The sequence below is a fragment of the Acinetobacter sp. YH16038 genome (assembly GCF_013417275.1).
Lineage (GTDB): Bacteria > Pseudomonadota > Gammaproteobacteria > Pseudomonadales > Moraxellaceae > Acinetobacter.
On the sequence record NZ_VPEG01000004.1, the window covers coordinates 212,865 to 239,056 of the forward strand.

Genomic DNA, 26,192 nt, shown 5'->3' on the forward strand with positions numbered 1-26,192 from the left:
TTTTTGAGAATCTAAATCTTATTGAGAGACAGGCGCTTTTTTCAAATTACGTACTAACAGATTCAGTGTTTCACGATGATGAGAAAGACGCTGTTCAACCAGCTGGAATTCAACTTTAAGTTTGTCATCCATCTGGTGAATCTTTTCTGCCACAGCAGCCTTTTTCACCTGAATTTCCTGTTCTTTCAGTTTGGCCCAGTCATTCAATGTTTGAGTAAAGGCTTCATATTCCTGAGCAATTTTACTTTTTACATTGATAATGTCTTCATTGACATTATGACCATATACCGCCAGATCCTGCTCGGCATATTTAAACTTCATTGCCAGTTCAGCTTTTTTGATATTAAAGCTTGGAATACGGCGTAAATTTTTCGCAAGGCACAGTTTAGAGCAAGTCCAGATTAACCATTTGGTTGGATCATATTGCCACCATTTCACGCCATTACGGTAATCATACTGGAAGATGTGATGATAGTTATGATAACCCTCACCCCAAGTCGCAATCGCTAACCAGAAGTTGTCACGTGCAGTGTTTTCATCCGTATAAGGACGTGAACCCCACATATGGCACAGTGAGTTAATGAAGAAGGTGACATGATGGCTCAGGATTAAACGCACCAGACCACCCAATAATAATACACCCCAAACATCGCCTACAGCCCAGCCGATTGGCAATAGAATCGCAGCGTGTACTGCAATTACTAGAGGCACATAGTATTTGTGCTGGAACATAACGACTTTGTCGTTTTGCAGGTCTGGTGCATTTTTGTAGTTTGGTTCTGCAGCAGGATAGTCACGCAGCATCCAGCCCAGGTGCGCATACCAGAAGCCGTTATTAATTGAATATGGGTCTTTTTCCACGTCATCGACATGACGGTGATGGGTACGGTGGCCTGAACCCCAGTACAGAATACTGTTCTGCACTGCAAAGGTACCCATGATCATTAAAATGATTTTTAAAGGTAAAGTCGCTTCATAAGCACGATGTGCCCAAAGACGATGATAGCCCGCTGTAATCCCCAGGCTGCTAACGCCGAGCAAAACAAACATACTGATCCAAGCGGCAAGGCTAAAATCATGGTGATACGCATATAACGGAATCGCGATAACAGCTACAATGGGTAAAACTACCAGAGCAAACACAGCGACCCAGTTAATTGGGGCTTGAGGTAGGGGAGCATTCATCTCCAACAGCACTCCTGGAACCTGGGAAGGCATAAGAAAAAGCAGAGGCCGCTATTGTTTATTTTAACAGCGGTTAAGTCATTCATATTAGCACGCCCCCTAGGGCATCACTAGCATTATTGTACGATTGTATTGTACTTATCGGTAACAGAATAAGTAGGATGAAAACTACCATTTTCGCGGGCTAGACAGGCCCTGATTTCCGAGTAAATCACTGAGATTTTTGAAGCTTTTAATCAAATTTATTTTCTTAAAATGAGTCAAATGAATGTTCATTTTTTCTACTAGATTGCAGAGAAATAAATTTGTAAGCAAACCCGTAACCCAAAGTTAAACAAGATTACAGACAGGCATTCTTCTTTAAATTATTTTTCAAGGCTTAAAGAAAAATAATCTATATATAGAATCTTGCATTTTGGGTCCTTTAAAGATGTTGCATCATTAACTTCGGATAATCGGTAATGAGACCCTGAATACCCCAGTCGCGTAATTCTTTGGCACGATTAACATCATTTACGGTCCAGACGCTGATGGTGAGTTCGGCAGCTTGTGTGGCCTGAATAATATCTTTGCTGGCCAGTTCATTCATCCAGCCAATCTGACAACAGCCAAGTTCCAAGGCTTGATCAATTGCCTGATATTTCACATCTGTTTCAATCAGAAGGCCGCGTTTTAAACTGGAATTTTGCTGTTGCAAAGCCTGATGGATTTTAGGATCAAAACTGGTAATCACGACTGACTGCTCATAACCCTGTAACTGCTGTTCAAGCTCAAGCGTGATTTTTTCAGCATCGGCCTGGCTCGCTACACTTTTGACTTCAACTTCAATATGGTCAAAGTTATGAATCACGGTTAAGGTCTGATCCAGCATAGGAGTGGCTTCGACCTTGTTCCATTCTGACCATTTTACTGCGTGATTATATTGACTGAGATCCTGACGGCTACATTCGTAGAGGGGCTTTTGCAAACCGGTAGTGCGTACAAAATTATCATCATGCATGATGATCAGGGCATTGTCTTTAAGCTGGCGTACGTCAAATTCGACTGCGCGAATCCCGATATCCTGAATATATTGAAAACCGCCTAGTGTATTTTCAGGTGCTTCCCCACGCGCACCGCGATGTCCAATTATGCGCATGCTGCGATAACCTGAAGAAGTGAAGATGAAAACATAATGATGAAGAGTTGTGACAGGAGTATTGCAATATTCTGCGCCTGAAACACTTTGTTGCAAATACTGTTGGCGCAGAATTTTCCGTGCAATTTAATACATTTTAGCGGATTTATTGATCAATGGTTTCGTTGATATTTTTTTGCCATAACACCTCAGAACCACCTTCAACACGTTGCAAGGTGCGTGAAGCCACAAACAGCCAGTCAGATAGGCGATTTAATAGCTGCAGGGAAGTCGCCTGAATATTCTGGTCGCGTGAGTGAACTGACATCACGCTGCGCTCTGCACGACGGCACACGGCACGGGCTTGATGAGCAAAACTGCAAACTAAAGTACCCGTAGGCAAAATAAAATCTTTCAGCATCGGCAAAGCTTCATTCATACGATCGATGTCATTTTCCAGAAAATCAATCGAGACTGGTTGAACCAGGTTAAAGCCAGGGATACACACTTCACCACCCAGATCAAACAACCAGTGCTGGATCAGGCTTAAAGATTTATCCCAAGTCGCTTTATCCTGAATGCTGCTTGCCGCGATTTGTGCGCGTAAAACCCCAATGATGGCATTTAGCTCGTCCACATCACCGAGCGCGGCAATACGCAAGTCATCTTTGGCAACGCGTGAGCCATCACCCAGTCCGGTAGTGCCCGAATCGCCTGTGCGCGTGTAAATTTTACTTAAACGGTGACCCATGAGAGTTCCTTAAATGATTAAATGCTGTAAATAAAAAGAATCATGCCATAGGCATGACATGATTCTCAAAAGTATTTGCTTGGATTGGAATGAGCTTAATATTTAAAAGTCACGCCGGCAGAAGCGAGGCGGCCTTCATCAACATAATAATTATTCCAGTTGTATTCGATCTTATGACGCACATCACCGACATTTTCTATGTTGGTAAATACTTTGACATGTGGGTTGATATTCCAGTAAGCATTTAAATCGACGGTCGCATAGCCCGGATTATGGTCTGAATCACTCCAGCTTTTTGACTTGGAACGGGCAATAAGAGAAGCACTCATCCCATAAATTTCATTTTCCAAACCTGTGGTCAGAGTGAGGGTTTGACGTGGTCGTTTAGCTAACTCAATATTCGTTTTGCTATCTTTAGCTTGTACATACGCAAAAGCAGTATCGATGAACCAATCGTCTTGTTTCCAGTTCCATGCCAGCTCGCCACCACGAAGCGTTGCTTCGCTGATATTATTTAACTTGCCATCAACTTTTTGGATCATGTTATCCACTTCGTTTTGATACACGGAAAGTGAAATAGATGAGTTTTGAGTGAGGGCCTGGTCGAAGCCAATTTCATAAGACAGACTTTCTTCGGCTTTTAAATTTGGATTTGCAGATTCACCACTGTACAGCTCGTTTAAGTTTGGTGAACGAAAAGCTGAACCAATATTCGTATAGACGCTGAGTTGAGGTGATATTGCATAACGTGCAGCAGCTTGCCCTACAGTATGAGAGCCATACTTTTCGTTGTCTTCAACACGGATGCCGAGTTGTGTATTGAGTTTATCTGATTGATATTGATGCTGTGTGTAATATCCTTGAGAGGAAACATCACCTTTGTAGGCAACTCCATAAGAAAGAACATCACCATCAAGATTGCTATACGTTGTCCCTAGTAAAATATGATGCTGATCATTTAGATTGAGTTTGGCATACAATTCTGCTTCTTGAGTAGTGCTATATGAATAATCGACCTGACCTAGATAATTCGTAGCATTTTGATCTAATTGATCGTCAAACTGGGATAAGCGAGCATTGAGTTCTAATTGTGAGCCTAGGTTAATTCGTCCTCTCAGGTTAACCATTTCATTTTCAAAATCTTGTGAAGTGAGGCTACCTGCATTGTAATCACTTGTGCCTTTATTTTGGCTGTAATCGAGAGATAAGCCATATTGGTCTTTGTGGACGCCAAATTTTGTGCTGAAACCTTTTTGGTCAAAGGAGTAATTTTCATCTTCATCATCTAGAACAGATTTTCCGTCAGTTTCCAGGCGTTGACCACGGATTTGGGCATAAAAACCATCTTCAGCTAAATCGGCACCCACGAGTGATTTGTAAGTTTTATTCTCGCCAATTTCACCTGTTATAAATGCACCTGATTGTTCAGGTGTTTTAGAAATCATATGAATGACGCCGCCAATGGCATCTGTACCATATAAAACTGATGCTTGACCCTTCAGAATTTCAATTTGCTTGATATCGGTAGTATCAATAAAAGGGAGAGAAGCTGAACTGCTTAAAGCAGTATTCAATCGCATGCCATCACGCAGAACGAGTGTATGTGAAGAACTTGTGCCCCGCATAAAAATAGAGGATTGTTGTCCATAACCGCCTAGCTGAGCAACGTTTAAAGCAGCCTCTTTTTTCAATAAATTGGGTAATGAAGCAATAGGAGATTGCTCAAGAATTGCAGGTTCAATAATCGAAATACGCGCAGGCACATTTTCAATTTTTTCTTCAGAACGAGTAGCTGTCACCACAATCGTATCTAAAGAAGCTTGAGCAATTTTTTGCTCGGCAGCATGAACCGATGAAGTAAAACCCAACGCAAGTGCGATCGCACCTACCAAGGCAGTAGGTTGAAATGGAATAGACATGAGATGTGCTCCATACATTCACTCCCCGTGAATGATTGAGTTAAAGAACACAACAAGCAGGTATCCGGACTTAAATGCAGTATTGAAACATACTTACTTATCCACCTTCCCACATATTGATGCAGTGGTGTAAATCCTGAGGATTTATAAAGACAAGCTTTTCATTTTTTACCGTTGCGGGGGCAGCGTTGGATTTGCACCAACTTCCCTAAAGCCTTAAGGCCTTGACTCGTTGCAAATTGTGGCAAGTATAAAGTCTGCTTATGACTTAAACAATCAAGATCAAGAATAATCCGTATGAACTTTACGCAAGATCGATGATTTGCATTACAATGATTCACCCCAATCTCATAGATTACTTGATATCTTGGTAAATCAGAGCCAACACTATATGCGAACCCGTGCCAAAATCTGTGGAATCACCCGAGTTGAAGATGTCCAAGCTGTTGCTGATGCCGGCTGTGATGCCATTGGATTCGTGTTCTATTCACCGAGCCCACGTAGCGTGACTCAGGCACAGGCTGAAGTGCTGGTCAAAGCAGTGCCAGCTTATATTCAAGTGGTGGGCTTATTTGTTAATAGTACGGCAGATGACATCCAGGATATTTTAAAAACTGTTCCGCTGGATATTCTGCAGTTTCATGGTGATGAAAGCCCTGAACAATGTCAGGTTATCGCAAAGCAGATTGGGCGTCGCTGGTATAAAGCGATTCAGGTCAAACCTGATCTGGACGTAGTCGCTGAGATTCAACGTTATCAGACAGCAGGGGCCAGCGCAGTACTGTTAGACGCATGGCATCCTGATTTAAAAGGTGGTACCGGCCACAGCTTTGACTGGAGCACCTTTCCTCAATTAGATATTCCCTTGATCCTGGCTGGGGGCTTAAACCCGGACAATATCGAGCAAGCAATTCACACCACACAGGCTTACGCTGTTGATGTTAGTGGTGGTGTCGAATCCGCAAAAGGTATAAAAGACCAACAACTCATAGAACGCTTTATGCAAGGAGTCCATCGTGGATCAGCAAAGTACTAATCACAACAAGCCCGTGATTGACTATACCCAATTCCCGGATGAGCGTGGACATTTCGGTATCCATGGCGGGCGTTTTGTGTCAGAAACTCTGATGGCGGCTTTACAAGATCTGGAAAAGCTTTATTTCCGCATGAAAGATGATGAACAGTTTCTGGCAGAATTCGACCGTGATCTAGCCTACTACGTAGGTCGTCCTAGTCCTTTATATCATGCTGAACGATGGTCAAAAGAGTTGGGTGGCGCGCAAATTTACTTAAAGCGTGAAGATCTGAACCATACCGGCTCGCATAAAGTAAACAACACGATTGGTCAGGCTTTACTGGCTAAACTTTCAGGCAAAAAACGTATTATTGCTGAAACTGGTGCTGGTCAGCATGGCGTAGCAACTGCAACCATCGCAGCACGTTTAGGTCTTGAATGTGTGGTGTTCATGGGTGCTGAAGACGTGAAACGTCAGGCGATGAACGTTTATCGTATGCGTTTGCTGGGTGCAACTGTTGTCCCTGTAGAAAGTGGCTCTAAAACATTAAAAGATGCCATGAACGAGGCAATGCGTGACTGGGTCACCAATGTTGACTCAACTTATTATGTGATTGGTACCGTGGCAGGTCCACATCCATATCCACAATTGGTTCGTGACTTCCAGTCCATCATTGGCCGTGAAGCACGCCGTCAGATTCAGGAACAGGCAGGTCGCCTTCCAGATGCATTGGTCGCCTGTGTCGGTGGTGGTTCAAATGCAATGGGCTTGTTCTATCCATTCCTGAACGATCAGGATGTGAAAATGTATGGTGTTGAAGCTGCAGGTTTAGGGATCGAAACTGGTAAGCACTCTGCACCATTGAATGCGGGTCACGTCGGTGTACTGCATGGTAACCGTACTTATCTGATGTCTGATAAAGAAGGTCAGATCATTGAAACGCATTCAATTTCTGCCGGTCTGGATTATCCGGGTGTAGGACCGGAACACAGCTTCCTGAAAGATATGGAACGCGTGAACTACGTGCCGATCAATGACCAGGAAGCGTTACAAGGTTTCCGTGATCTAACCAAGATCGAAGGAATCATTCCTGCGCTTGAAAGTTCACATGCGATGGCGTATGTCACTAAACTTGCACCAACCATGGACAAGGATCAAATCATTATTGCCACCGTTTCTGGTCGTGGTGATAAAGACTTAATGACTGTTGCCCGTATTGATGGCGTGGAAATGGTTGAGATGTAAAATCTCCCCCGGCCCCTCTTTTTCAAAGAGAGAGAAAACCCTCCTTTCTAAAAGGAGGGTAGGGTGGATTAAGAAAAATCGTATTGAAGCTATTCAGTACGATTTTTTTATTTTTATAGATAAGAAAATTTTTAAAGATGAAGAGCAAGAAGCAATCTGGCTAAAAATGGGATAAAAACTATTCAAGTTCTGGATAAAACAGCAAAAAATCAGTTTCTCATTCAGAAAATTAAAATGGTTATTTTAAGCAGAATTGGCCGGAAGAGCTGACGAACGGTTTTAAAAAATTCTTTATCAAATCTCAATAATCGGCATAATAGCTTCAAGCAAAAATAGTTTTTGATTGAGATGGAATGTCTTAATGGATTTAATTCAGGAAAATGGACAACCACGTTACGGACGTTTCAAGGAAATTCCAAAAAGTATTGATTACCATACGTACCAGTACAAAAATCCCTATGGCGATGTACTGACTGGCTGGCGTAAACAACTAAAATATAAAAAATTTAAATTCTGTAGTATTCAACACGAGCATTATACGATTGGCCTTGCAATTGCGGATATCGCTTGGGCCGGGCACAGTTTTTTCTATATCTATAACCATAGCACCAATGAAGTGCAGGAATGGAATGCGATCAATTTCTTCTCGCGCAATACGGTGCTAGATGAACAGCCATTGTTTAATCATAGTTATTTTCACAAATCTCCCTTTCAGATTGATATCCAGCATGCCAATGGGGTGCGTTATATCCATGTGACCAAATATGGTGAAATCAAGCTTAGTGCCCGAATTTTTTGTGCAGGTACAGATCCGCTGAGTATGTGCAGTCCGACCGGAATCAATGGCTGGACCTATACCCAGAAATTGACCACTTTGGGTTGTGAAGGTTATTTCGTAAATAAGCAGGGTGAAACCATCCAGTTTAATGAGCGCACCTTCGCCTCTCTGGATGATACCTGCGGCTTTTTGCGTCCTGAAACTGCCTGGTTCTGGCTATCTTGTAATTTCTGGGATACCAATCGTAACCGTATCGGGATCAATCTCGCTTCCGGCGTCAATGAAAGCTTTGGCAATGAAAACTGTTTGTGGGTAAATGGCAAAATTTATCCTGTGGCGGATGTGTTATTTCAGCAGGAATCTGACGAACGCTGGAACATCCAGTCATTGGATGGCTGCTTGAACCTGAATGTACACACAGGCTGGCGCCGTTATGAAAATCTGAATCTGCGTCTGGTCGGCAGCCAGTTTAGCCAGTGGCAAGCAAAAGTATCTGGTACTATCCGACAAGATGGCCAAGATATTGTACTGGTTAATGAATATGGACTTTTAGAACAGCACTATGCCAAATGGTAATTCATTTTTCTAACTTCTAAATCTAAAAAAGCCTTCAATCTCGAAGGCTTTTGATTTCGAGGTTTAATCTTCTGCAGCTTGCCAGAAGGCTTCTCCTGCCTGAATCGGGTCGCCGGTTTCTGCCAGCGTTTTTACCCAAACCTCATATTGAGCAATCACTGGGTGCTGGGATGGATGGAAATCCTTTTTAAACCAGTCACGATACTGTTTACCCATACGAGTCAGAGTCCCTTTTTTGCCAAAGAACCAAGGTAGGCCACGGATATTCATTTGCAAGCGTTGCAGCGGACTAAAGCCATCATGTTTAAGCATGACATTGGCACGGTAAATGGTAAAACCAAACATCAGCAAAGTCGTGATGAGCAAGGTGTATTGACGCAGCCATTCTGGCGTTTTTGCCACATCTTTCATGACATCAAAAGCCACATCACGATGTTCCATTTCCTCAATCGCATGCCAGGCAAACATGGCGCGAACAAAAGGATGGGCATTTCTTAAAGTATCTTTTTGTCCATAAAAAGTTTCAGCCATGAGCGCGGTCAGATGTTCTGCGGCTGCAGTGACTGCAATATTGTACTCAGGTGAACGGTTCTTCAGGTCATAGTTCATCATGTAGTTCAGACGCTGAATAAACTGATCAACCGGCATGCCTTGTTCCCGCATCAGGTTATTCATCTTGTCATGGGCAATACCATGCTGTGCTTCCTGACGGATAAAATCAGCTACCCGTTTTTGCAGATCTGGATCTTTGATCTGGTCACGGAACAGACGCACACTCTGAATGAAATAACGTTCACCGTCTGGAAAGGTCAGACTCAGTGCATCAAACATACGGGTCAGGAATGGATCGCCACCAAACCAGTAACGCGGAATTTCACTCAGCTTAAAATCAAGATTACTGCGTACCACAGGCTGTACGGAAGATTTTAAAGGTGCGTTCATCTGCTTTCATTCTTTTTCTGAAGATGCTGACAGTATGTTCAGAATTGCACAAATTGTTTTGACAGATATGGCCAATTTTTATACATTTTACGCCAGAGAAAAATAAAATATACATTCGCAGCGGAGACAGGGACGCGCTCATGCAGGACATCAAAATCTCCAATGGCTATATCCAGCTATGGGCCACCTATTTACGTAGCTTAAATATAGAACCTTTAACCGCAAAGTTTCTTGCAGATCTACGACCTCAGCTCATTGGACTGATTGATCAGCCTTTTGATGCACAAGTTCCGCTGGATTTTCTCAATAGCATCCTGTTAAGAACCCAAAAACAGCTAGCGTGTCCACAGTTAATTTTTGAAATTGTGCAGTGCATTCGGCCAGAACATTTTGGTGTGCTGGGCTATATGGTATCTAAAAGCAGCAGTATTCCTGAGATCATCGGCTATATCATGCGTTTTCAGCGACTGGTCATTGATGGGAGTGAATTTGTCCCATTGCAACTAAGACAGCATGCACAGAGTATTGAATTGTATTGGATCTATCAGGATGAGCGTTATAACCTGCTGAATGAGCTGACCATCGCAGCTATGGTGCAATTGGGACGTTTTATTTTGCAGGATCATCCTTTGCTCTTGCGTCGGGTGCGTTTTGCTCATGCGCCAGAAATTGCCCGAATTCACTATCAAAAATTCTATGCTGCGGAAGTGCAGTTTTCACAGCAGGATTATGGCTTTGAACTGGATATACAGGGACTGAACCTGAAATCGGAACAGGCCGATCCAATGTTATTACAGTTATTGATTCGTCAAGCTGAAGAAGCGATTGCAGCCAAACCACCTGTAGAAAGTATTTTGACTCAGGCTCAAAAAGTGGTTGCGGAGCATCTAAGAAGCAGACAACAGGCGATTAAAATTGAACAGCTGGCCGAGCAACTGTTTGTATCGACTCGAACCTTGCAGCGTCAGCTAAATGAGCAAGGTAGTTCTTTTAAAAAATTGTTGGAACAGGAAAGGATCAGGCGTTGTGAAAGCTTATTGCATCAGCCCCTAAGCCTGACCGAAATCGCCCAACAACTGGATTATTCTGACCAGTCCGCTTTAGCCCGCGCTTATAAGGCAGCAACAGGCCGGACTTTATTGCAATATAGAAAACAATTAAAACAGGATCAGGCATAAAAAAACGGCCATCATTGGCCGCTTTATCTCATGACTTAATTTAAGCTGTTTTTAATTTAGGATATCGGAAAGTAATTGCGATCACCGCAAATATTGCCAGAATCCAGCAGTAATACACGCCCCCGATTAGCTCGACTGGAGAAAGTTTGGCAATCGAACAGGCCAGTAATAATTGTGCGCCATAAGGGATCAGCCCCTGTACCACACAGGAGAAAATATCCATCAGGGCGGCGGCACGTTTCGGATCAACCCCATATTCTTTCGCCACTTCACGGGCCATATCACCAGCCAGAATAATCGCGACAGTGTTATTTGCTACAAACAGATTCGAAAATACGACCAAGAAACTGATCCCGATTTCACCAGCCCGCTGACGGCCCACTTTAAATAAGCGGGTCAGCGCGTAGATGCGTTCGATCAGCCAGCGTAAACCACCTTCACGTTGCATGATCGCAGACAGGCCACCCAGGAACATGGATAACAATGCCACTTCAAACATGCCGACAAAGCCATCATAAATGGAAGTGTTCAGCTTGAGGATATTGAAATCTGGCGTAGCAAATAGCCCGAATAAACCCGATAACACGACACCGATGATTAAAACCGCCAGAACATGCAGACGGCTAAAAGCCAGTAAAAAGACCGCAATATAAGGCAGGACTAGAATCCAGTTAAAGTCCTTGTATTCCACTGGACTAGAACTACCAGTATTGAAGATATAGATCAAAATCGTGACGATAGAAGCCGGCACAGCAATCCAGACATTGACTCTGAATTTGTCACGTAACTGCACTTTCTGGCTGCTGGTTGCAGCAATGGTAGTATCCGAAATCATAGACAGGTTATCACCGAACATTGCCCCACCGACCACGGCGCCGATCGCATAAACCACCGGAATCTCGGTCACTTGTGCAAAGCCAAAGGCAATGGGTGCACAGGCGGCAATGGTTCCCATAGAGGTACCCATCGCCGTCGCAATAAATGCCGAAATCACAAACAGCATCGGTAAGACAAAACTCGGAGGAATGACAGACAGGCCCATCTGTACGGTGGCATCAACACTGCCAATCGCACTGCTAACACTGGCAAAAGCACCGGCCAGCATAAATACCATGAACATCAGAATCAGGTTAGGATGGCTGGCACCTTTAAGAAATTCTTCAATACCCTGATTGAGTTTGCCACGATACACTAATGCAGCCAAGATAATCGCGGGCAGGGCAGCAACAGGCGCTTTAATCTGATAAAACGCAAATTCAGTTCCGATCAGAGAATGATAGATCCCGCTACCTAAAAAGATGGTTAAAAATACAATAAGCGGCAACAGTGCAATGGCGCGTGCCTGCACTGTACCTTCAGAGTCAGTCTGCATAGGAGATAAAAAAATAAGAGAATGGGGCTAGTATAAAACAGGTTTTGCAATTTCAGAAAACTTTAAATGAATGCGCTAACATCTGCATTTTTATTAATTTTTCCATGATAAAAATAAGTTTATCTAAATATTCAACATTTTAGGGAATGCCAAAATTAGGCATCTTTGATCATTGAGAAAAAAATCAAAATAATCGTAAATAGATCCCTTCGGGTTGTTCTGAAATCCTCGCACAGGAAATGAAATGCCAGAGGTCGATGTTGCACACTGTTCAATGTACAAAAAATAGCGTTACAATGCGATGTCTTGTATTTCTACATAGTCAATGTCTCAAGTTTGAAACACCTTAAGGAAAGCTCAGCCCTATGTCACGTTTAGCCACACGATTTGGACAACTTAAATCTCAACAGCGTAAAGCTTTAGTTTCTTATGTTATGGCTGGTGACCCGCATCCAGAGGTAACCGTACCTTTGCTGCACCAGATGGTGGACGCTGGCGTCGACGTGATTGAACTGGGTCTTCCTTTCTCAGATCCAATGGCAGATGGTCCGGTGATTGCTCTGGCCGCTGAACGCGCGCTGGCCGGTGGCACTAATACCTTGGATGCCCTGCACATGGTGAAAGAATTTCGCTTGAAAGACCGCGAAACACCAGTGGTACTCATGGGTTATCTCAATCCGGTTGAAGTCATTGGCTATGAAAAGTTTGTGGCTTATGCCTATGAATGCGGTGTCGACGGCGTGCTTCTGGTCGATCTTCCTCCTGAAGAAGCTCAAGATTTGGGGCAGGTGCTGGAAAAATATGAAATGGATCAGATTTTCCTGTTGGCTCCGACCTCAACTGATGAGCGTATTCAGCATGTAGTGAAACAGGCCAGTGGCTTTATTTACTATGTGTCGTTGAAAGGTGTGACGGGTGCTGCAACATTAGATGTATCTGAAGCAGCTGCACGTATTCAGAAAATTAAGGCAGAGACAGATGTTCCTGTAGGCGTGGGTTTTGGTATCAGTGATGCTGCATCTGCGAAAGCGATGGGTGTTGCTGCCGATGCAGTTATTGTGGGAAGTGCGTTTGTAAAACAGTTTGCAACCCTCGCGCCAGAACAAGCCGTTATTGCGACGGTGAATAAAGTCAAGGAGCTTCGAGCAGCGCTCGATGAGTTATAGTATGAGTCAACAAGTGAAATCAGGCAAAATTCTGAGCCCATCGACCCCATGGACGGAGCGTATTGTTCCGGGCATTCATGTACCTGATGAGCAAACCACCCTAAAAGCGACATTCACAGAGCCAACCATTGAGTGCCCTGAATGTCATGCTTTGGTGACACGTACTGCAATGTCATTTAATGCTTATGTTTGTCCACAATGCGATGAACATCTGAAAATGAAAGCACGTGACCGTCTGAACTGGTTCTTTGATCAGGTACAGACTGAAATGGGGCAGGAATTTACGGCCAAAGATCCACTGAAATTTGTCGACAGCAAAGCTTATCCTGAGCGTATGTCGGAAGCACAAAAGAAAACGGGTGAAACTGAAGCACTGATCGTGATGCAAGGTCTGCTGAAAGGCGTGCCAATGATTGCAACTGCATTTGAATTCGACTTCATGGGCGGCTCTATGGGTACCGTAGTGGGTGACCGTTTTGTGCAGGCAGCCGAGCGTGCGATTGAAACACATCAACCTCTAATCTGTTTTGCAGCTTCTGGTGGCGCGCGTATGCAGGAAGGCATGCTGTCTTTGATGCAAATGGCACGTACTTCAGCAGCGATTCAGCGTTTGAAAGAAGCAGGTCTGCCTTATGTGGTGGTATTGACCCACCCAGTTTATGGTGGTGTAACTGCGTCTTTAGCCATGCTGGGTGATGTGCATCTGGCTGAACCGAAAGCGATGATTGGTTTTGCGGGTAAACGTGTAATCGAGCAGACCGTGCGTGAAAAACTGGACGAACCGTTCCAGCGTGCTGAATATTTGCTTGATCATGGTGTAATCGATCAGATTGTTCACCGTCATGCATTACGTGATACAGTTTATCGTATTATCACGAAATTGATGAACCTGCCTTGAACACAGCACCATTAGCAACTGATTCACTTGATACATGGCTCGATTATTGGAGCCATGTTCACGTTACGGGGATTGATTTAGGCCTGGAACGTGTTATTCCTGTGGCTGAAAAGCTGGGCGTGATCAATCCGGAGGCTAAAGTCCTGACGGTTGCCGGAACCAATGGTAAAGGTTCAACGACCACGACTCTGGCTGCCATTCTCAATGCTCAGGGTTTTAAGGTCGGACTGTATCAGTCTCCTCATGTATATCGTTTTAATGAACGGGTGAAATTACGTGGGGTTGAAGTCGAAGACCAGTTGCTGATTGATGCTTTTGTTGAAGTCGATCGGGCACGTCGCGAATGCGATTTAAGCCTGTCATTCTTTGAAGCAACCACACTTGCTGCATTTGTGATTTTTAAACATGAACTGTGTGATGTGTGGGTGCTGGAAGTCGGATTGGGTGGCCGTCTGGATGTCGTGAATGTGGTTAATCCGGATGTTGCAGTCATCACCAATATCGGACTGGATCATACCGACTGGCTCGGTGATACCATTGAAAAAATTGCTTTTGAAAAAGCTGGTATTATCCGTCCGAATATTCCTGTGATATTTGGTGGTCAGCAAGATATTCCGCAAGCCATTCTGGATAAAGCCGCTGAATGCAATGCGCCGTTATATGCAGTTAACCGTGATTATTTCTATGAAGCCTTTGAAGATGGCAAAACCTGGGCCTTTGCATCGTCAGGTACGACCTTAAAACTCCCAACCGGATCGCTGGCGCTGGATAATATTTCTACCGCCGTGGCTGCTATTCTGCTGAGCGGATTAAACGTCAGCCAGCAGGCAATGGCGCAAGGGATTCAGGCCGCCAAATTGCCTGGACGTTTTGAAGTCCGAGAAATTCAGAATAAGACCGTAATTTTTGATGCCGGACATAACCCGCATGGGGTAGAGTTCCTGTTAAAACAATTACGCAATTATTTAAATTACAACAAGAAATATAAAGAAGTCATTTGTGTATTTTCCATGCTGGCAGATAAAGATATAAATTCTGTCGTCAAGTTGTTGAAAGACACTGTTCATTTGTGGAAAATTGCACCATTATCTGTGCCACGTGCGGCAGAGGTCACACTTTTGACTGATGCATTGCAAGGTGAATTGATAGAACAATTTGACAATGTAAAATTAGCTTTTAAATCAGCGCTGGATGAAACAGAGAATAATCAGCTGATTTTGGTATGTGGTTCATTTCATACCTTAGAAGCGGTATGGGAGTATTTGGAAGAATGTCAATGAATAACAAACAACGCTGGATGGGTGGCGTTGTTTTACTAGGTGGTGGTGTTTTATTGGCAGCATTACTCCTGAAAGGCCAAAATGAAATTCATCAGGATCGTCAGCAAAACCCGGCACTGGCTGCAGAAGTAGAATCAAAAGATACAGTCAACAATTCATTAGGTTCTTTAACAGTCGATGTGGAAACAGAAAAACGTCTGCTGGAACAGCAGCGTCGTGACCGCGAAAAGGCAGTAGCTGAACAGGAAGCTCGTGCAGCTGAATTTTTAGCCATGCAACAGCAGGCTGAGGCAGATGCAGCACGTCGTGCGGCTGAAGAATATGCTGCTTTGAATGCCCATCGTATGGGACAGCAAAGTTCAGACAATATTCCACCTGAGCTGGCAGAAGATGAACAGACGAAGCAAAAACGTCTGGCTGAAGACAAGGCTGCTACACAAAAAAAGTTAGAACAGCAGAAACTTGAGCAGCAAAAAGCCCAAACTTCAGCTGATACTGCCAAGAAACAGGCAGAGCAGAAGGCTGCAGAAGAAAAACGTAAGCTAGAAGAGAAACGTAAAGCTGAAGAAGCGCATAAGGCAGCTGAAGCAAAACGTAAGGCCGAGGAAGAGCACAAAGCGGCTGAAAAGAAAAAAGAAGCTGAGCATAAAGCTGCTGAAGAAAAACGTAAGGCAGAAGAAAAGCGCAAAGCTGAAGAGAAACATAAAGCAGAAGAGGCCAAGAAAAAGGCTGAAGCTGAAAAAGCCCGTAAACTTCTTGAAGGTGAAAGTGATAAACAGTGGATGGTGCAGGTGGCATTGGCTGCCAATGAAGCCAATGCTGATGCCATTGCGGCCAAACTGCGAGCCAAAGGCTACAAGGTCACCAAGAGCCAGACATCTAAAGGTGTGCGTATCATGGTCGGTCCATCTAAAGATCGTGAAACAGCAGATGCACTGCGTAAGAAAATCGCATCTGATGCTAGCCTGAACATGAAATCAGCCTGGGTGAATGACTGGGTGCCGCTAGATAAGCGTTAACTCTCTTACTTAACTGAAGTTTCTGTAGATGGATTCGCGAGTTGCTCGCGAATCCATTTTACATTTTCAGGAGTAAATAATTTTTCAATATTGCGCCAAATGGAATGAAAGCCATAACCGCCATGCTTCATTTCCTGTACTGCATCTTCAATGCGCCAGTTCTGAAAAATAATCCGGTACATGGCCACACTGGCACCGGTACGGTCTGAACCGTGATAACAGTGTAAAAGTATTTTTTCATTATTTTGCCGTGCCTGTTGAATCAACTGCATTACGTTCAGTAAATCCTCGCGATTCATAGCCCAGGTATGAATGGGAACATGTTTAAGCTTGAGGTCTTCATTTGACAAAATATCCGTATCTTTATCGCGTGAACGCAGGTTGATCACCACATTAATGGCATATCGTTTTAATAAGGGCGTCAGTTCATCGCTCGGCTGTTCACTCCGGTAAAGTTCATCGCTAATCTGATAAAAATTATGTTCTTCATGCAGTCCCTGTCCCCAGTGCATTGGGCGTTCCTGTTCAGGCAGCGCTGGAGTACAGCCAGATAAAACAAACGCGGAAACCAGAAGAAGTACATAATTATTTTTCATTGCGCGTTAAACCCTCTTTTTAATCATTCTCTTCAACAGCATATCGGCTTTTGCAAAAAAAGCCTGTCCGAAGACAGGCTTGATGGGAAAAGTTCGAAAACCCGGCTCGTCGGAGGGTATCAAACTAAACATGAAAATGATGGTTGATGCATGACGATTTTCATTTTCATGGTGGAGAGTTGATTGGGGTTTTTTACTATTCAAAAAGGATAGAACAACCTTTAGCTTATCCTCTTGCACCCACAGCATAGCTGTGGGTCTTGCGCTCGGGCGAAGCAGTGCTTCGTTTTAACTTGAACTACGCGCTTCGCTTGTCTTGCCACAAATTAAGGCAGTGCTCAAATACTGCGCACTTCGTTTGCCTTGCGCAAAATTAAAAAGCAGTGCTTTCAGTTTTGTCACTCGAAGCATAGCTTCTCGTCTTGCGCAAGGGCAGTACAATGGAAACTGCGCGCTACGCTTGCCTTGCGCAAAATTAAAAAGGAGTCCTTTTAATTCCTTACCAGCCATAGCATAGCTATGGCTCTTGCACTCGGGCGAAGCAGTGCTTCGCTTATCCTCGCTCAGGCTGTGGCGTAAGACGTAAATAAGGAGTCACTGCCTTATAGCCTTTAGGGAAGCGTTGTTTGATTTCTTCCTCATCTTTTAATGAAGGCACAATCACTACATCATCGCCATGTTGCCAGTTTGCTGGAGTTGCAACTTTATGATTGTCGGTTAATTGCAGAGAGTCGACTACACGTAATACTTCATGGAAATTACGACCTGTTGATGCAGGGTAGGTAATAATCAGACGCACTTTCTTGTTTGGATCAATGATTACCAGAGAACGTACAGTTAGGGTTTCGCTGGCATTTGGGTGAATGAAACCATACAGCTCAGACACTTTTCGGTCCTGATCAGCAATGATCGGGAAGTTAACGGTCGTACCTTGAGTTTCATTAATGTCTTTGATCCAGCCATGATGCGATTCAACATCATCAACAGAAAGCGCAATCGCTTTCACGCCACGTTTTGTAAACTCGTCTTTCAGTTTCGCGGTAAAGCCCAGTTCAGTGGTACATACAGGTGTGTAGTCTGCTGGATGTGAAAATAAAATGCCCCAACTATCGCCTAGAAAGTCATAAAAGTTAATTAAGCCTTCGCTAGATTGCTGTTCAAAATTCGGTGCGGTATCGCCTAAACGTAAACTCATTTTCTTGCCTCAATTGATCTTGTAATGTGTCGATGAGAATAAATATGAACCAATTTTTTTATGATTAAAAATAGTGTTTTTAGAATTTCTTATGAATAAACCGAATAAAGAAGTAGGCTGTCGATTCAGAATCAGACAAATCAGTCGTCTAATTAACTATATTGCATGGGTAAAATTTGCTACATTACTTTGCCTTAGGTCTCAGGGCTAGGACGAAGGATGAGTTTTTTTCATTGGTTTTCTGGCAAAACCCTTGTAGTTCAAATTTCTAGCACCATAATAACGACTAAGAACATATTTAATCGACAAGCAAGATTTAGAGAGTCTATACATGTTGGCAAGTCTGATCGGAGGAATCTTCGGTACTAAAAATGAGCGCGAACTCAAACGCATGCGTAAAATCGTAGACAAGATTAATGCGCTCGAGCCGACGATATCAGCCCTAAGCGATGCAGACTTATCTGCAAAAACTGAAGAATTTAAACAACGATATAATAAAGGCGAAAGTCTAGATAAGTTACTTCCTGAAGCATTCGCAGTCTGTCGTGAAGCTGCAAAACGTGTCATGGGAATGCGTCACTATGACGTACAGTTGATTGGTGGTATTACCTTGCATGAAGGCAAGATTGCCGAGATGCGTACCGGTGAAGGTAAAACCCTGATGGGGACGCTGGCCTGTTATCTCAATGCATTGAGCGGACAGGGTGTCCATGTCATCACAGTGAACGACTATTTGGCACAACGTGATGCCGAGTTAAACCGTCCATTGTTCGAATTCTTGGGTTTAAGCATTGGGATTATCTATTCCATGCAGAACCCGATGGAAAAATCTGAAGCCTATAAAGCAGATATCACTTACGGTACCAACAACGAATTCGGTTTCGATTATCTTCGTGACAATATGGTGTTCTCGTTGGCTGAGAAAAAACAGCGTGGTCTGACCTATGCCATTATCGATGAGGTCGATTCGATCCTGATCGATGAAGCGCGTACACCGCTGATTATTTCTGGTCAAAGTGAAGACTCCTCCCAGCTTTATGCAGCGATCAACAGCATTCCACCGAAGTTAAAAGCACAGAAAGAAGAAAAAGTACCGGATGGCGGTCATTTCTGGATTGATGAAAAACAGCGTTCTGTTGAAATTACTGAAACCGGTTTTGAAACCATTGAAAGTGAATTGATTGCAATGGGCTTGCTGGCTGAAGGTGAAAGCCTGTATTCAGCTTCTAATTTGAATTTGCTGCATCATGTGACTGCTGCGATTCGTGCGCACTATCTGTATCAACGTAATGTGCATTACATCATCCATGAAGGTGAAGTGATCATCGTCGATGAGAACACCGGTCGTACCATGCCAGGTCGTCGCTGGTCTGAAGGTCTGCACCAGGCAGTTGAAGCAAAAGAAGGTCTGGAAATCCAGCCGGAAAACCAGACCCTTGCAACTACTACATTCCAGAACTATTTCCGTCTGTATAAAAAATTATCCGGTATGACCGGTACTGCAGATACTGAAGCTGCGGAAATGAAAGAAATTTACGGTCTGGATGTGGTAATCATTCCAACCCACCGTCCAATGATCCGTAATGACCAGAACGATTTGATCTACCTGAATCGTGAAGGTAAGTACAACGCGATTATTCAGGAAATTCAACGTGTTCACGAAGCTGGTGTTGCGCCAATCCTGATTGGTACTGCTACTATTGAAGCGTCGGAAATTCTTTCTGACAAGCTTAAAGAAGCTGGTATTGAACATGAAGTCCTGAATGCCAAACAGCATGAGCGTGAAGCAGATATTATTGCCCAAGCGGGTGCACCGCGTGCTGTAACGATTGCAACTAACATGGCCGGTCGTGGTACCGATATTTTGCTGGGTGGTAACTGGAAAGCGCTACTGGCCAAAATTGAAAACCCAACCCCTGAAGATGAAGCACGCCTGAAAGCAGAATGGGAAGCGAATCATGAAGCAGTTCTTGCTTCTGGTGGTTTGCATATTATCGGTTCTGAGCGTCATGAATCTCGCCGTATCGATAACCAGTTGCGTGGTCGTGCGGGCCGTCAGGGTGACCCGGGTGTATCGCGTTTCTACCTGTCTCTTGAAGATGACTTGATGCGTATCTTTGCGGGTGACCGTGTGGTTGCCATGATGCGTGCAATGGGCTTAAAAGAAGATGAAGCGATTGAACACAAAATGGTGTCACGCTCAATCGAAAATGCACAGCGTAAAGTAGAAGCACGTAACTTCGACATTCGTAAGAACCTGTTGAAATACGATGACGTGAATAACGAGCAGCGTAAAATTATCTATAGTCAGCGTGATGAGATTCTGGCTGAAAGTTCATTGCAGGATTATATCGAAGAGATGATCCGTGAAGTGATGCAGGGCATGATCGCCAACTATATTCCGCCTGAATCAATTCATGATCAGTGGGATATTGAAGGTCTGGAACTTGCACTACGTGAAGACTTATCGATTGATCTGCCAGTTGCACAATGGTTAGAGCAGGATCGTCGTTTAGATGAAGAAGCACTGGTTGAGCGAATTACTGAAGAAGTGGTAAATCGTTACCGTTCACGTCGTGAACAAATGGGTGCTGAATCTGCAGCATCACTTGAACGTCATTTCATGCTGAACTCTCTGGACCGTCACTGGAAAGAGCATCTGGCTGCGATGGATTACCTGCGTCAAGGGATTCATTTACGCGGTTATGCACAGAAAAACCCAGAGCAGGAATACAAAAAAGAAGCCTATAACCTGTTTGTAAACATGCTGGGCGTGATTAAATCTGACGTCATTACTGATCTGTCACGTATCCATGTGCCAACACCTGAAGAGCTGGCTGAAATGGAAGCACAGCAGCAGGCACAGGCTGAAGCGATGCGTTTGCAGTTATCTCATCAGGAATTTGATGGATTACTGGCTGAAGAAGATGAAATCACCACTGAACAAAATGCGCAGGCTAATCCTGTTGCACCAGTCTTTGAAGCACCGGCAAGCCGTAATGCACCTTGTCCATGTGGTTCAGGTCTGAAATACAAACAGTGTCATGGCAAGATCTAATTTCTGCTAAGTTTCTAAACTATAAAAAGATCAGGACCAAATGGTCCTGATCTTTTTATGTATATGGACTTTTCAGCTGATGAATACTGTTTGCACTGTACCGGATTAAATGGTATTTAATGGCAGATTGAACACCGCAAAGTGGAAGAAACAATGACAAAAGTATTAAAAACGATGATGGTTGCTGCTTTGGTAATCCCGACTTTAAGTTTTGCTGAAACAGCAACAACGACACCTGCTAAAGTTCAGCAGGCCATTGGTCCAACTACGGCTCAGGTTCAGACGGGTACAGATGGTCAGGTGACCATTGCAAGTCCGCGTACTGGCATTCGCTATACCTTTAATAATTCAAACCGTCCAATCGTTTTGCAGACTGCAGCGATTGCAGCAGCTAATGCAGCCAATGCAGACCGTATTGTTGCTTCTAACCCTGCGCTTTCTGCGGCAAGTCAGCAACAGGCGAAACAGGCTTTATTGAGTGAATCAACCCAGCTGGCTAAAAACTAAGTTTGATCCAGTTTAATAAAACCAGTCACCATGACTGGTTTTTTATTGTGAAAAACCATAAGAAAAGTGAGTGTTCATCTGGCTTTGGCTCGATTTTTTAATGAAGATCAACTAAGCTGTATTTTTCTGAAACTTCAATATTGGACATTTAAAAATGGCAGTTGGTGACGTATCTATGCCACAGATGCATGTGGTAAAAGGGGTGAGAATTGGTTCGGCAGAAGCATATGTACGCTATCAGAACCGACGTGACCTGGTGATATTTGAACTGGCTGAAGGCTCCAATGTTGCAGGTGTATTTACCCAGAATGCTTTTTGTGCTGCCCCTGTGCATGTTTCTAAAGCACATCTGGCGGTAGGTAATCCACGTTATTTAGTGATTAATACCGGAAATGCTAATGCAGGTACCGGTTCTACAGGTATGGCAAATGCTGAAGCCACTTGTGCCAAACTGGCTGAACTTGCAGGCGTGAAAGCTGAAGAAGTATTGCCATTTTCAACAGGGGTAATTGGGGAACAATTACCAATGGAACGTCTTCTGAATGGTTTGCAGCCTGCATTAGAGTCATTGCGTGATGATGCCTGGATCGATGCGGCAACCGGCATCATGACCACAGACACTACACCAAAAGGTGCATCTGAACAGTTCGAACTGGACGGCATTACTTATACCATGACCGGGATTTCCAAAGGTGCCGGCATGATTCGCCCAAATATGGCCACTATGCTAGGTTATGTGGCGACTGATGTGCCAATCAGCCGTGAACTGGTTCAACAGCTTTTATCTGAGACAGTGAATCAGTCATTCAACCGCATTACCATTGATGGGGATACCTCAACCAATGACTCTTGCATTTTTATTGCTACAGGTCAGGCCGGTGGAACAGAAATTTCATCAGTTGAAGATCTGCGTTATGCAGCTGTGCTTGAGGTATTAATGCGTACCATGAAACGCCTTGCGCAATTGATTGTGCGTGATGGTGAAGGCGCAACCAAGTTTATTACTGTGGCCGTAGAAGGTGGTGCCAATACTCAGGAATGCTGTGACGTGGCCTATAGCATCGCGCATTCTCCATTGGTGAAAACTGCGATCTTTGCTTCTGATCCAAACTGGGGACGTATTCTGGCTGCAATCGGTTATGCAGGTGTGGCGAATTTAGACGTTGCAAAAATTCAGGTTTGGTTAGATGATGTACAAATCTGCAAGGATGGTGGTGCTGCAGCAGACTATACCGAAGAGGCAGGTGCACGTGTGATGGCACAAGCTGAAATGACGATTCGTGTTGATCTTGGACGTGGTGAAGCAAAAGATACAGTCTATACCTGTGACCTGTCCTATGATTATGTGAAGATCAATGCTGATTATCGTTCATAATTCAGATTGTTTCTAAAGCCTCCGTTGTGGGGCTTTTTTTATATCTTATGATTTTTAATGACTGGTCAAAAAAGTATTTTGCTAGAGATGACCGGGATGTAGGGTGAAAGGTTCGTTGAATAATGAACCATGAGGGTAGAGTAAGAGTTGTTATGAATGATGCGACCAAATTAATAGCCAATGAAGCCAAATCGATTGTGCAGGCGCATTTAGATCGTTTAGGAGAACCCAAAGAGCATCAGATCAGTGCACAGGCCAAACAGGAAAAATTTGCACAGATTCAAGCCGAATTGGAAAAGCAGAATGCAGTACTAGTTGCACATTATTATTGTGATCCTGAAATACAGGAACTGGCAGAACTGACTGGTGGCTGTGTGTCCGATTCATTGGAAATGGCGCGTTTTGGACGTGACCATCCCGCATCGACCTTGGTGGTAGCTGGGGTTAAGTTCATGGGGGAAACTTCAAAAATACTTTCACCAGAAAAAACCGTCCTGATGCCAACTCTTGAAGCGACCTGTTCACTGGATTTGGGTTGTCCGGTAGAAGAATTTACCAAATTCTGTGATGCGCATCCTGATCATACTGTAGTGGTGTATGCTAATACTTCGGCTGCGGTTAAAGCCCGCGCTGACTGGGTCGTGACTTCAAGTTGTGCAGTTGAGATTATTGAACACCTCGATAGTTTAGGTGAAAAAATTATCTGGGCACCGGATCAGCATCTAGGGCGTTATATCCAGAATAAAACCGGTGCTGACATGCTGCTTTGGGATGGCGCGTGTATCGTCCACGAAGAATTTCGTTCGCGCGGAATTGCTAATATGAAAGCCTTATATCCAGATGCGGCAGTGCTGGTCCATCCAGAATCACCGATGTCTGTGGTAGAAATTGCTGATGCAGTCGGAAGTACTTCTCAGTTAATCAAGGCAGCTCAAACCTTGCCACATCAGCGTTTGATCGTGGCAACAGATCGCGGTATTTTCTATAAAATGCAGCAGGCTGTGCCAGATAAGATTTTGATTGAAGCTCCAACCGCTGGAGAAGGAGCAACCTGTCGTTCATGTGCACACTGTCCTTGGATGGCCATGAACGAGCTAGATGGAATCTTGCATGTTCTACAACATCGTGATCAGGAGATTCATGTTGACCCCGCATTAGCTCAACGAGCCAAACTGCCTTTAGATCGTATGCTGGATTTTAGTGCCAGCTTGAAACGCTAAGATTTTGTATAAAAAATGTCTGAAATGCTTGATAAATAAACGCTTGAAGTGTTTTTTTGATTTTTTTTAAATATAGGTGTTGACGTCTTATGGCGTCACGCCTAGAATGCACACCGTACCAAGCGATAAGCTTGATACGAAAGCTGAGATGAATCGGAGCATAGCACAGCCTGGTAGTGCACCTGGTTTGGGACCAGGGGGTCGTAGGTTCGAATCCTACTGCTCCGACCAATTCTTCAAGGCGGATGGTGAAAATCATCAGTAAAGCGCTTGTAGCTCAGTTGGATAGAGCATCCGCCTTCTAAGCGGATGGTCACAGGTTCGAATCCTGTCAGGCGCGCCATTTTTGGTGGCTTGATATTTAAGAACCAAGGCAATGGTGGATGTAGCTCAGTTGGTAGAGCCCCGGATTGTGATTCCGGTTGTCGTGGGTTCGAATCCCATCATTCACCCCAACTCTTTGAGTTGAACATCGGAGCATAGCACAGCCTGGTAGTGCACCTGGTTTGGGACCAGGGGGTCGTAGGTTCGAATCCTACTGCTCCGACCATCTTCTTCATGGTGGTTAAGATAAATGATACCGCGTCAAGCGGTTTTTTTATGTCTAAATAATGAAGACACCGTAATGGTGGATGTAGCTCAGTTGGTAGAGCCCCGGATTGTGATTCCGGTTGTCGTGGGTTCGAATCCCATCATTCACCCCAACTCTTTGAGTTGAACATCGGAGCATAGCACAGCCTGGTAGTGCACCTGGTTTGGGACCAGGGGGTCGTAGGTTCGAATCCTACTGCTCCGACCATCGATAAAAATGATTAATTATATAGATACCGCGTTAGGCGGTTTTTTTATGTCTGAAATTTAACTACGAATTAAATTTAGCAATCAAAATAAAAATAGATTAAAAACTGGTTATTTATTAAGTTCATTCTTCATTCTTCATTCTTCATTCTTCATTCTTCATTCTTCATTCTTCATTCTTCATTCTTCATTCTTCATTCTTCATTCTTCATTCTTCATTCTTCATTCTTCATTCTTCATTCTTCATTCTTCATTCCAGAATTATGTTTTTAATAAGTCGAGCTAAATGTACCTAGATCTTTTTATGGGTGAGTCGCATTTATTGGGAGGTCCATAGGGATTGTGAAAATAAGAAAAATATTTATTCGAGTGAGTTGGAAGAATATTTTAAGCAAGAGTAGTTATAGGAATAAAAAACTAAATTGCACTTTATTAAGCTGAAACGAAATAGTCCCTGTTTTTTAAATTAAAAAATGGAAATAGTAAAAAGATATCTAAAAAATAGGGTTTTTAGATTAAAGAATATGCATATATGACATTTTTGTAGAAATAATAATCAACTGAAGTATTTTCTTAAAAATAGGGGTTGCGCTTGTTTGGGATTGGTCTATAATGCACATCCATCGGCGGTGATGAAGATTAAAACTTCTGATAAAACAGTAACTTAGCATGAAATGGTTGAGTTAAGTTTTAGAAAGAAAGTTTAAAAATAATTTTCATTACTGGTTGACTTTCTAGAGATAGAGAGTAATATAGCCGACCTAGCTTGCTACTGACGAAGTAGTGAGAAGATCATTAAGAGATTATGAAGAACAACTTGTGTGGATTTTTACTGGTTGATTGATCGAAATTATTTTCATTGATTGATTGGTTTAAATTACTCGAAGTTTATTTGAGAAATATTTGTCAGAAAATTGATGAGCCAAGTTTAAGAACTTTACTTATAAAGTTCGAAATGATTTTAACTGAAGAGTTTGATCATGGCTCAGATTGAACGCTGG

At 43.5% G+C, this 26,192-nt stretch carries 20 protein-coding genes, 6 tRNA genes and 1 riboswitch; of the genes, 18 read left to right on the plus strand and 8 right to left on the minus strand.

Annotated features, from left to right (window positions below; translation table 11 throughout):
• Nucleotides 1-18: 18 nt before the first annotated feature.
• From FTV34_RS02460 to FTV34_RS02475, 4 genes are all read right to left on the minus strand, one after another.
• Nucleotides 19-1,185 (minus strand): acyl-CoA desaturase, encoded by a 1,167-nt coding sequence (locus tag FTV34_RS02460; protein WP_034705146.1) that lies wholly within the window; start codon nt 1,183-1,185, stop codon nt 19-21.
• Nucleotides 1,186-1,609: 424 nt separating this feature from the next.
• A complete protein-coding gene (locus tag FTV34_RS02465) occupies nt 1,610-2,323 on the minus strand; it encodes a glycerophosphodiester phosphodiesterase (RefSeq protein WP_104495371.1) in 714 nt (237 codons plus the stop codon).
• Nucleotides 2,324-2,468: 145 nt separating this feature from the next.
• Nucleotides 2,469-3,053, minus strand: coding sequence for a cob(I)yrinic acid a,c-diamide adenosyltransferase (locus FTV34_RS02470; RefSeq protein WP_180068722.1), 585 nt, complete (start codon nt 3,051-3,053; stop codon nt 2,469-2,471).
• Between the two features lie 95 nt (nt 3,054-3,148).
• Nucleotides 3,149-4,972 (minus strand): TonB-dependent siderophore receptor, encoded by a 1,824-nt coding sequence (locus FTV34_RS02475; RefSeq protein WP_180068724.1) that lies wholly within the window; start codon nt 4,970-4,972, stop codon nt 3,149-3,151.
• Nucleotides 4,973-5,009: 37 nt separating this feature from the next.
• Nucleotides 5,010-5,220: riboswitch (cobalamin riboswitch) on the minus strand.
• A 143-nt stretch (nt 5,221-5,363) separates the two neighbouring features.
• On the opposite strand from FTV34_RS02475, the gene FTV34_RS02480 reads away from it, so the two are divergent.
• The 3 genes from FTV34_RS02480 (at nt 5,364) to FTV34_RS02490 (ending at nt 8,587) form a co-directional block, all read left to right on the plus strand.
• Nucleotides 5,364-6,008 carry a phosphoribosylanthranilate isomerase gene (locus FTV34_RS02480; protein WP_180068735.1) on the plus strand — a complete coding sequence of 215 codons (645 nt, stop codon included), beginning with the start codon at nt 5,364-5,366 and terminating at the stop codon, nt 6,006-6,008.
• Nucleotides 5,989-7,233: a tryptophan synthase subunit beta gene (gene trpB, locus FTV34_RS02485; protein ID WP_004782182.1), complete on the plus strand. Its 1,245-nt coding sequence runs from the start codon at nt 5,989-5,991 to the stop codon at nt 7,231-7,233. Before FTV34_RS02480 ends, trpB begins: the two co-directional genes overlap by 20 nt.
• 361 nt (nt 7,234-7,594) lie before the next feature.
• Nucleotides 7,595-8,587, plus strand: a complete 993-nt coding sequence (locus tag FTV34_RS02490) for a DUF2804 domain-containing protein (protein ID WP_180031930.1) — start codon at nt 7,595-7,597, stop codon at nt 8,585-8,587.
• 63 nt (nt 8,588-8,650) lie between these two features.
• Here the strand turns inward: FTV34_RS02490 and FTV34_RS02495 are convergent, their stop codons facing one another.
• Entirely contained in the window at nt 8,651-9,529 is an 879-nt protein-coding gene (locus FTV34_RS02495) for a metal-dependent hydrolase (RefSeq protein WP_179993252.1), read from the minus strand.
• 140 nt (nt 9,530-9,669) lie between these two features.
• Between FTV34_RS02495 and FTV34_RS02500 the strand changes: the two genes are divergently transcribed.
• Nucleotides 9,670-10,707 (plus strand): AraC family transcriptional regulator, encoded by a 1,038-nt coding sequence (locus FTV34_RS02500; protein WP_180052483.1) that lies wholly within the window; start codon nt 9,670-9,672, stop codon nt 10,705-10,707.
• A gap of 40 nt (nt 10,708-10,747) precedes the next feature.
• On the opposite strand, the gene FTV34_RS02505 is transcribed toward FTV34_RS02500, so the two are convergent.
• Nucleotides 10,748-12,079, minus strand: a complete 1,332-nt coding sequence (locus FTV34_RS02505) for a Na+/H+ antiporter NhaC family protein (protein ID WP_180068725.1) — start codon at nt 12,077-12,079, stop codon at nt 10,748-10,750.
• A 365-nt stretch (nt 12,080-12,444) separates the two neighbouring features.
• Between FTV34_RS02505 and trpA the strand changes: the two genes are divergently transcribed.
• From trpA to FTV34_RS02525, 4 genes are read left to right on the plus strand one after another with little or no spacing between them, the layout of a single operon-like run.
• Entirely contained in the window at nt 12,445-13,245 is an 801-nt protein-coding gene (gene trpA, locus FTV34_RS02510) for a tryptophan synthase subunit alpha (protein ID WP_004782187.1), read from the plus strand.
• A gap of 1 nt (nt 13,246) precedes the next feature.
• Nucleotides 13,247-14,143: an acetyl-CoA carboxylase, carboxyltransferase subunit beta gene (gene accD / locus FTV34_RS02515; RefSeq protein WP_034169942.1), complete on the plus strand. Its 897-nt coding sequence runs from the start codon at nt 13,247-13,249 to the stop codon at nt 14,141-14,143.
• Entirely contained in the window at nt 14,140-15,423 is a 1,284-nt protein-coding gene (gene folC, locus FTV34_RS02520) for a bifunctional tetrahydrofolate synthase/dihydrofolate synthase (protein ID WP_180068727.1), read from the plus strand. Before accD ends, folC begins: the two co-directional genes overlap by 4 nt.
• Nucleotides 15,420-16,442 carry an SPOR domain-containing protein gene (locus FTV34_RS02525; RefSeq protein WP_104426587.1) on the plus strand — a complete coding sequence of 341 codons (1,023 nt, stop codon included), beginning with the start codon at nt 15,420-15,422 and terminating at the stop codon, nt 16,440-16,442. Before folC ends, FTV34_RS02525 begins: the two co-directional genes overlap by 4 nt.
• 5 nt (nt 16,443-16,447) lie before the next feature.
• Here FTV34_RS02525 and FTV34_RS02530 read toward each other — a convergent pair whose 3' ends face one another.
• Nucleotides 16,448-17,038, minus strand: a complete 591-nt coding sequence (locus FTV34_RS02530) for a dual specificity protein phosphatase family protein (RefSeq protein ID WP_180068729.1) — start codon at nt 17,036-17,038, stop codon at nt 16,448-16,450.
• 553 nt (nt 17,039-17,591) lie between these two features.
• Nucleotides 17,592-18,233 carry a peroxiredoxin gene (locus FTV34_RS02535; RefSeq protein WP_104426585.1) on the minus strand — a complete coding sequence of 214 codons (642 nt, stop codon included), beginning with the start codon at nt 18,231-18,233 and terminating at the stop codon, nt 17,592-17,594.
• 331 nt (nt 18,234-18,564) lie between these two features.
• Here FTV34_RS02535 and secA point away from each other — a divergent pair, with 331 nt between their 5' ends.
• From secA to FTV34_RS02585, 10 genes are all read left to right on the plus strand, one after another.
• The gene (gene secA / locus FTV34_RS02540) at nt 18,565-21,291 is read left to right on the plus strand and encodes a preprotein translocase subunit SecA (protein WP_180004376.1); all 2,727 of its coding nucleotides are present in this window, start codon (nt 18,565-18,567) and stop codon (nt 21,289-21,291) included.
• Between the two features lie 153 nt (nt 21,292-21,444).
• Nucleotides 21,445-21,798: a hypothetical protein gene (locus tag FTV34_RS02545; protein WP_159124164.1), complete on the plus strand. Its 354-nt coding sequence runs from the start codon at nt 21,445-21,447 to the stop codon at nt 21,796-21,798.
• A 154-nt stretch (nt 21,799-21,952) separates the two neighbouring features.
• Nucleotides 21,953-23,173: a bifunctional glutamate N-acetyltransferase/amino-acid acetyltransferase ArgJ gene (gene argJ / locus FTV34_RS02550; protein ID WP_180068731.1), complete on the plus strand. Its 1,221-nt coding sequence runs from the start codon at nt 21,953-21,955 to the stop codon at nt 23,171-23,173.
• Nucleotides 23,174-23,325: 152 nt separating this feature from the next.
• Nucleotides 23,326-24,393, plus strand: coding sequence for a quinolinate synthase NadA (gene nadA, locus FTV34_RS02555; RefSeq protein ID WP_179993243.1), 1,068 nt, complete (start codon nt 23,326-23,328; stop codon nt 24,391-24,393).
• A gap of 154 nt (nt 24,394-24,547) precedes the next feature.
• Nucleotides 24,548-24,624 (plus strand) — tRNA-Pro (locus tag FTV34_RS02560).
• 35 nt (nt 24,625-24,659) lie between these two features.
• Nucleotides 24,660-24,736: transfer RNA gene (locus FTV34_RS02565), tRNA-Arg, on the plus strand.
• Nucleotides 24,737-24,772: 36 nt separating this feature from the next.
• Nucleotides 24,773-24,848: transfer RNA gene (locus tag FTV34_RS02570), tRNA-His, on the plus strand.
• An 18-nt stretch (nt 24,849-24,866) separates the two neighbouring features.
• Nucleotides 24,867-24,943, plus strand: a tRNA-Pro gene (locus tag FTV34_RS02575).
• Between the two features lie 78 nt (nt 24,944-25,021).
• Nucleotides 25,022-25,097: transfer RNA gene (locus tag FTV34_RS02580), tRNA-His, on the plus strand.
• Nucleotides 25,098-25,115: 18 nt separating this feature from the next.
• Nucleotides 25,116-25,192, plus strand: a tRNA-Pro gene (locus FTV34_RS02585).
• The last annotated feature ends 1,000 nt before the right edge of the window (nt 25,193-26,192 follow it).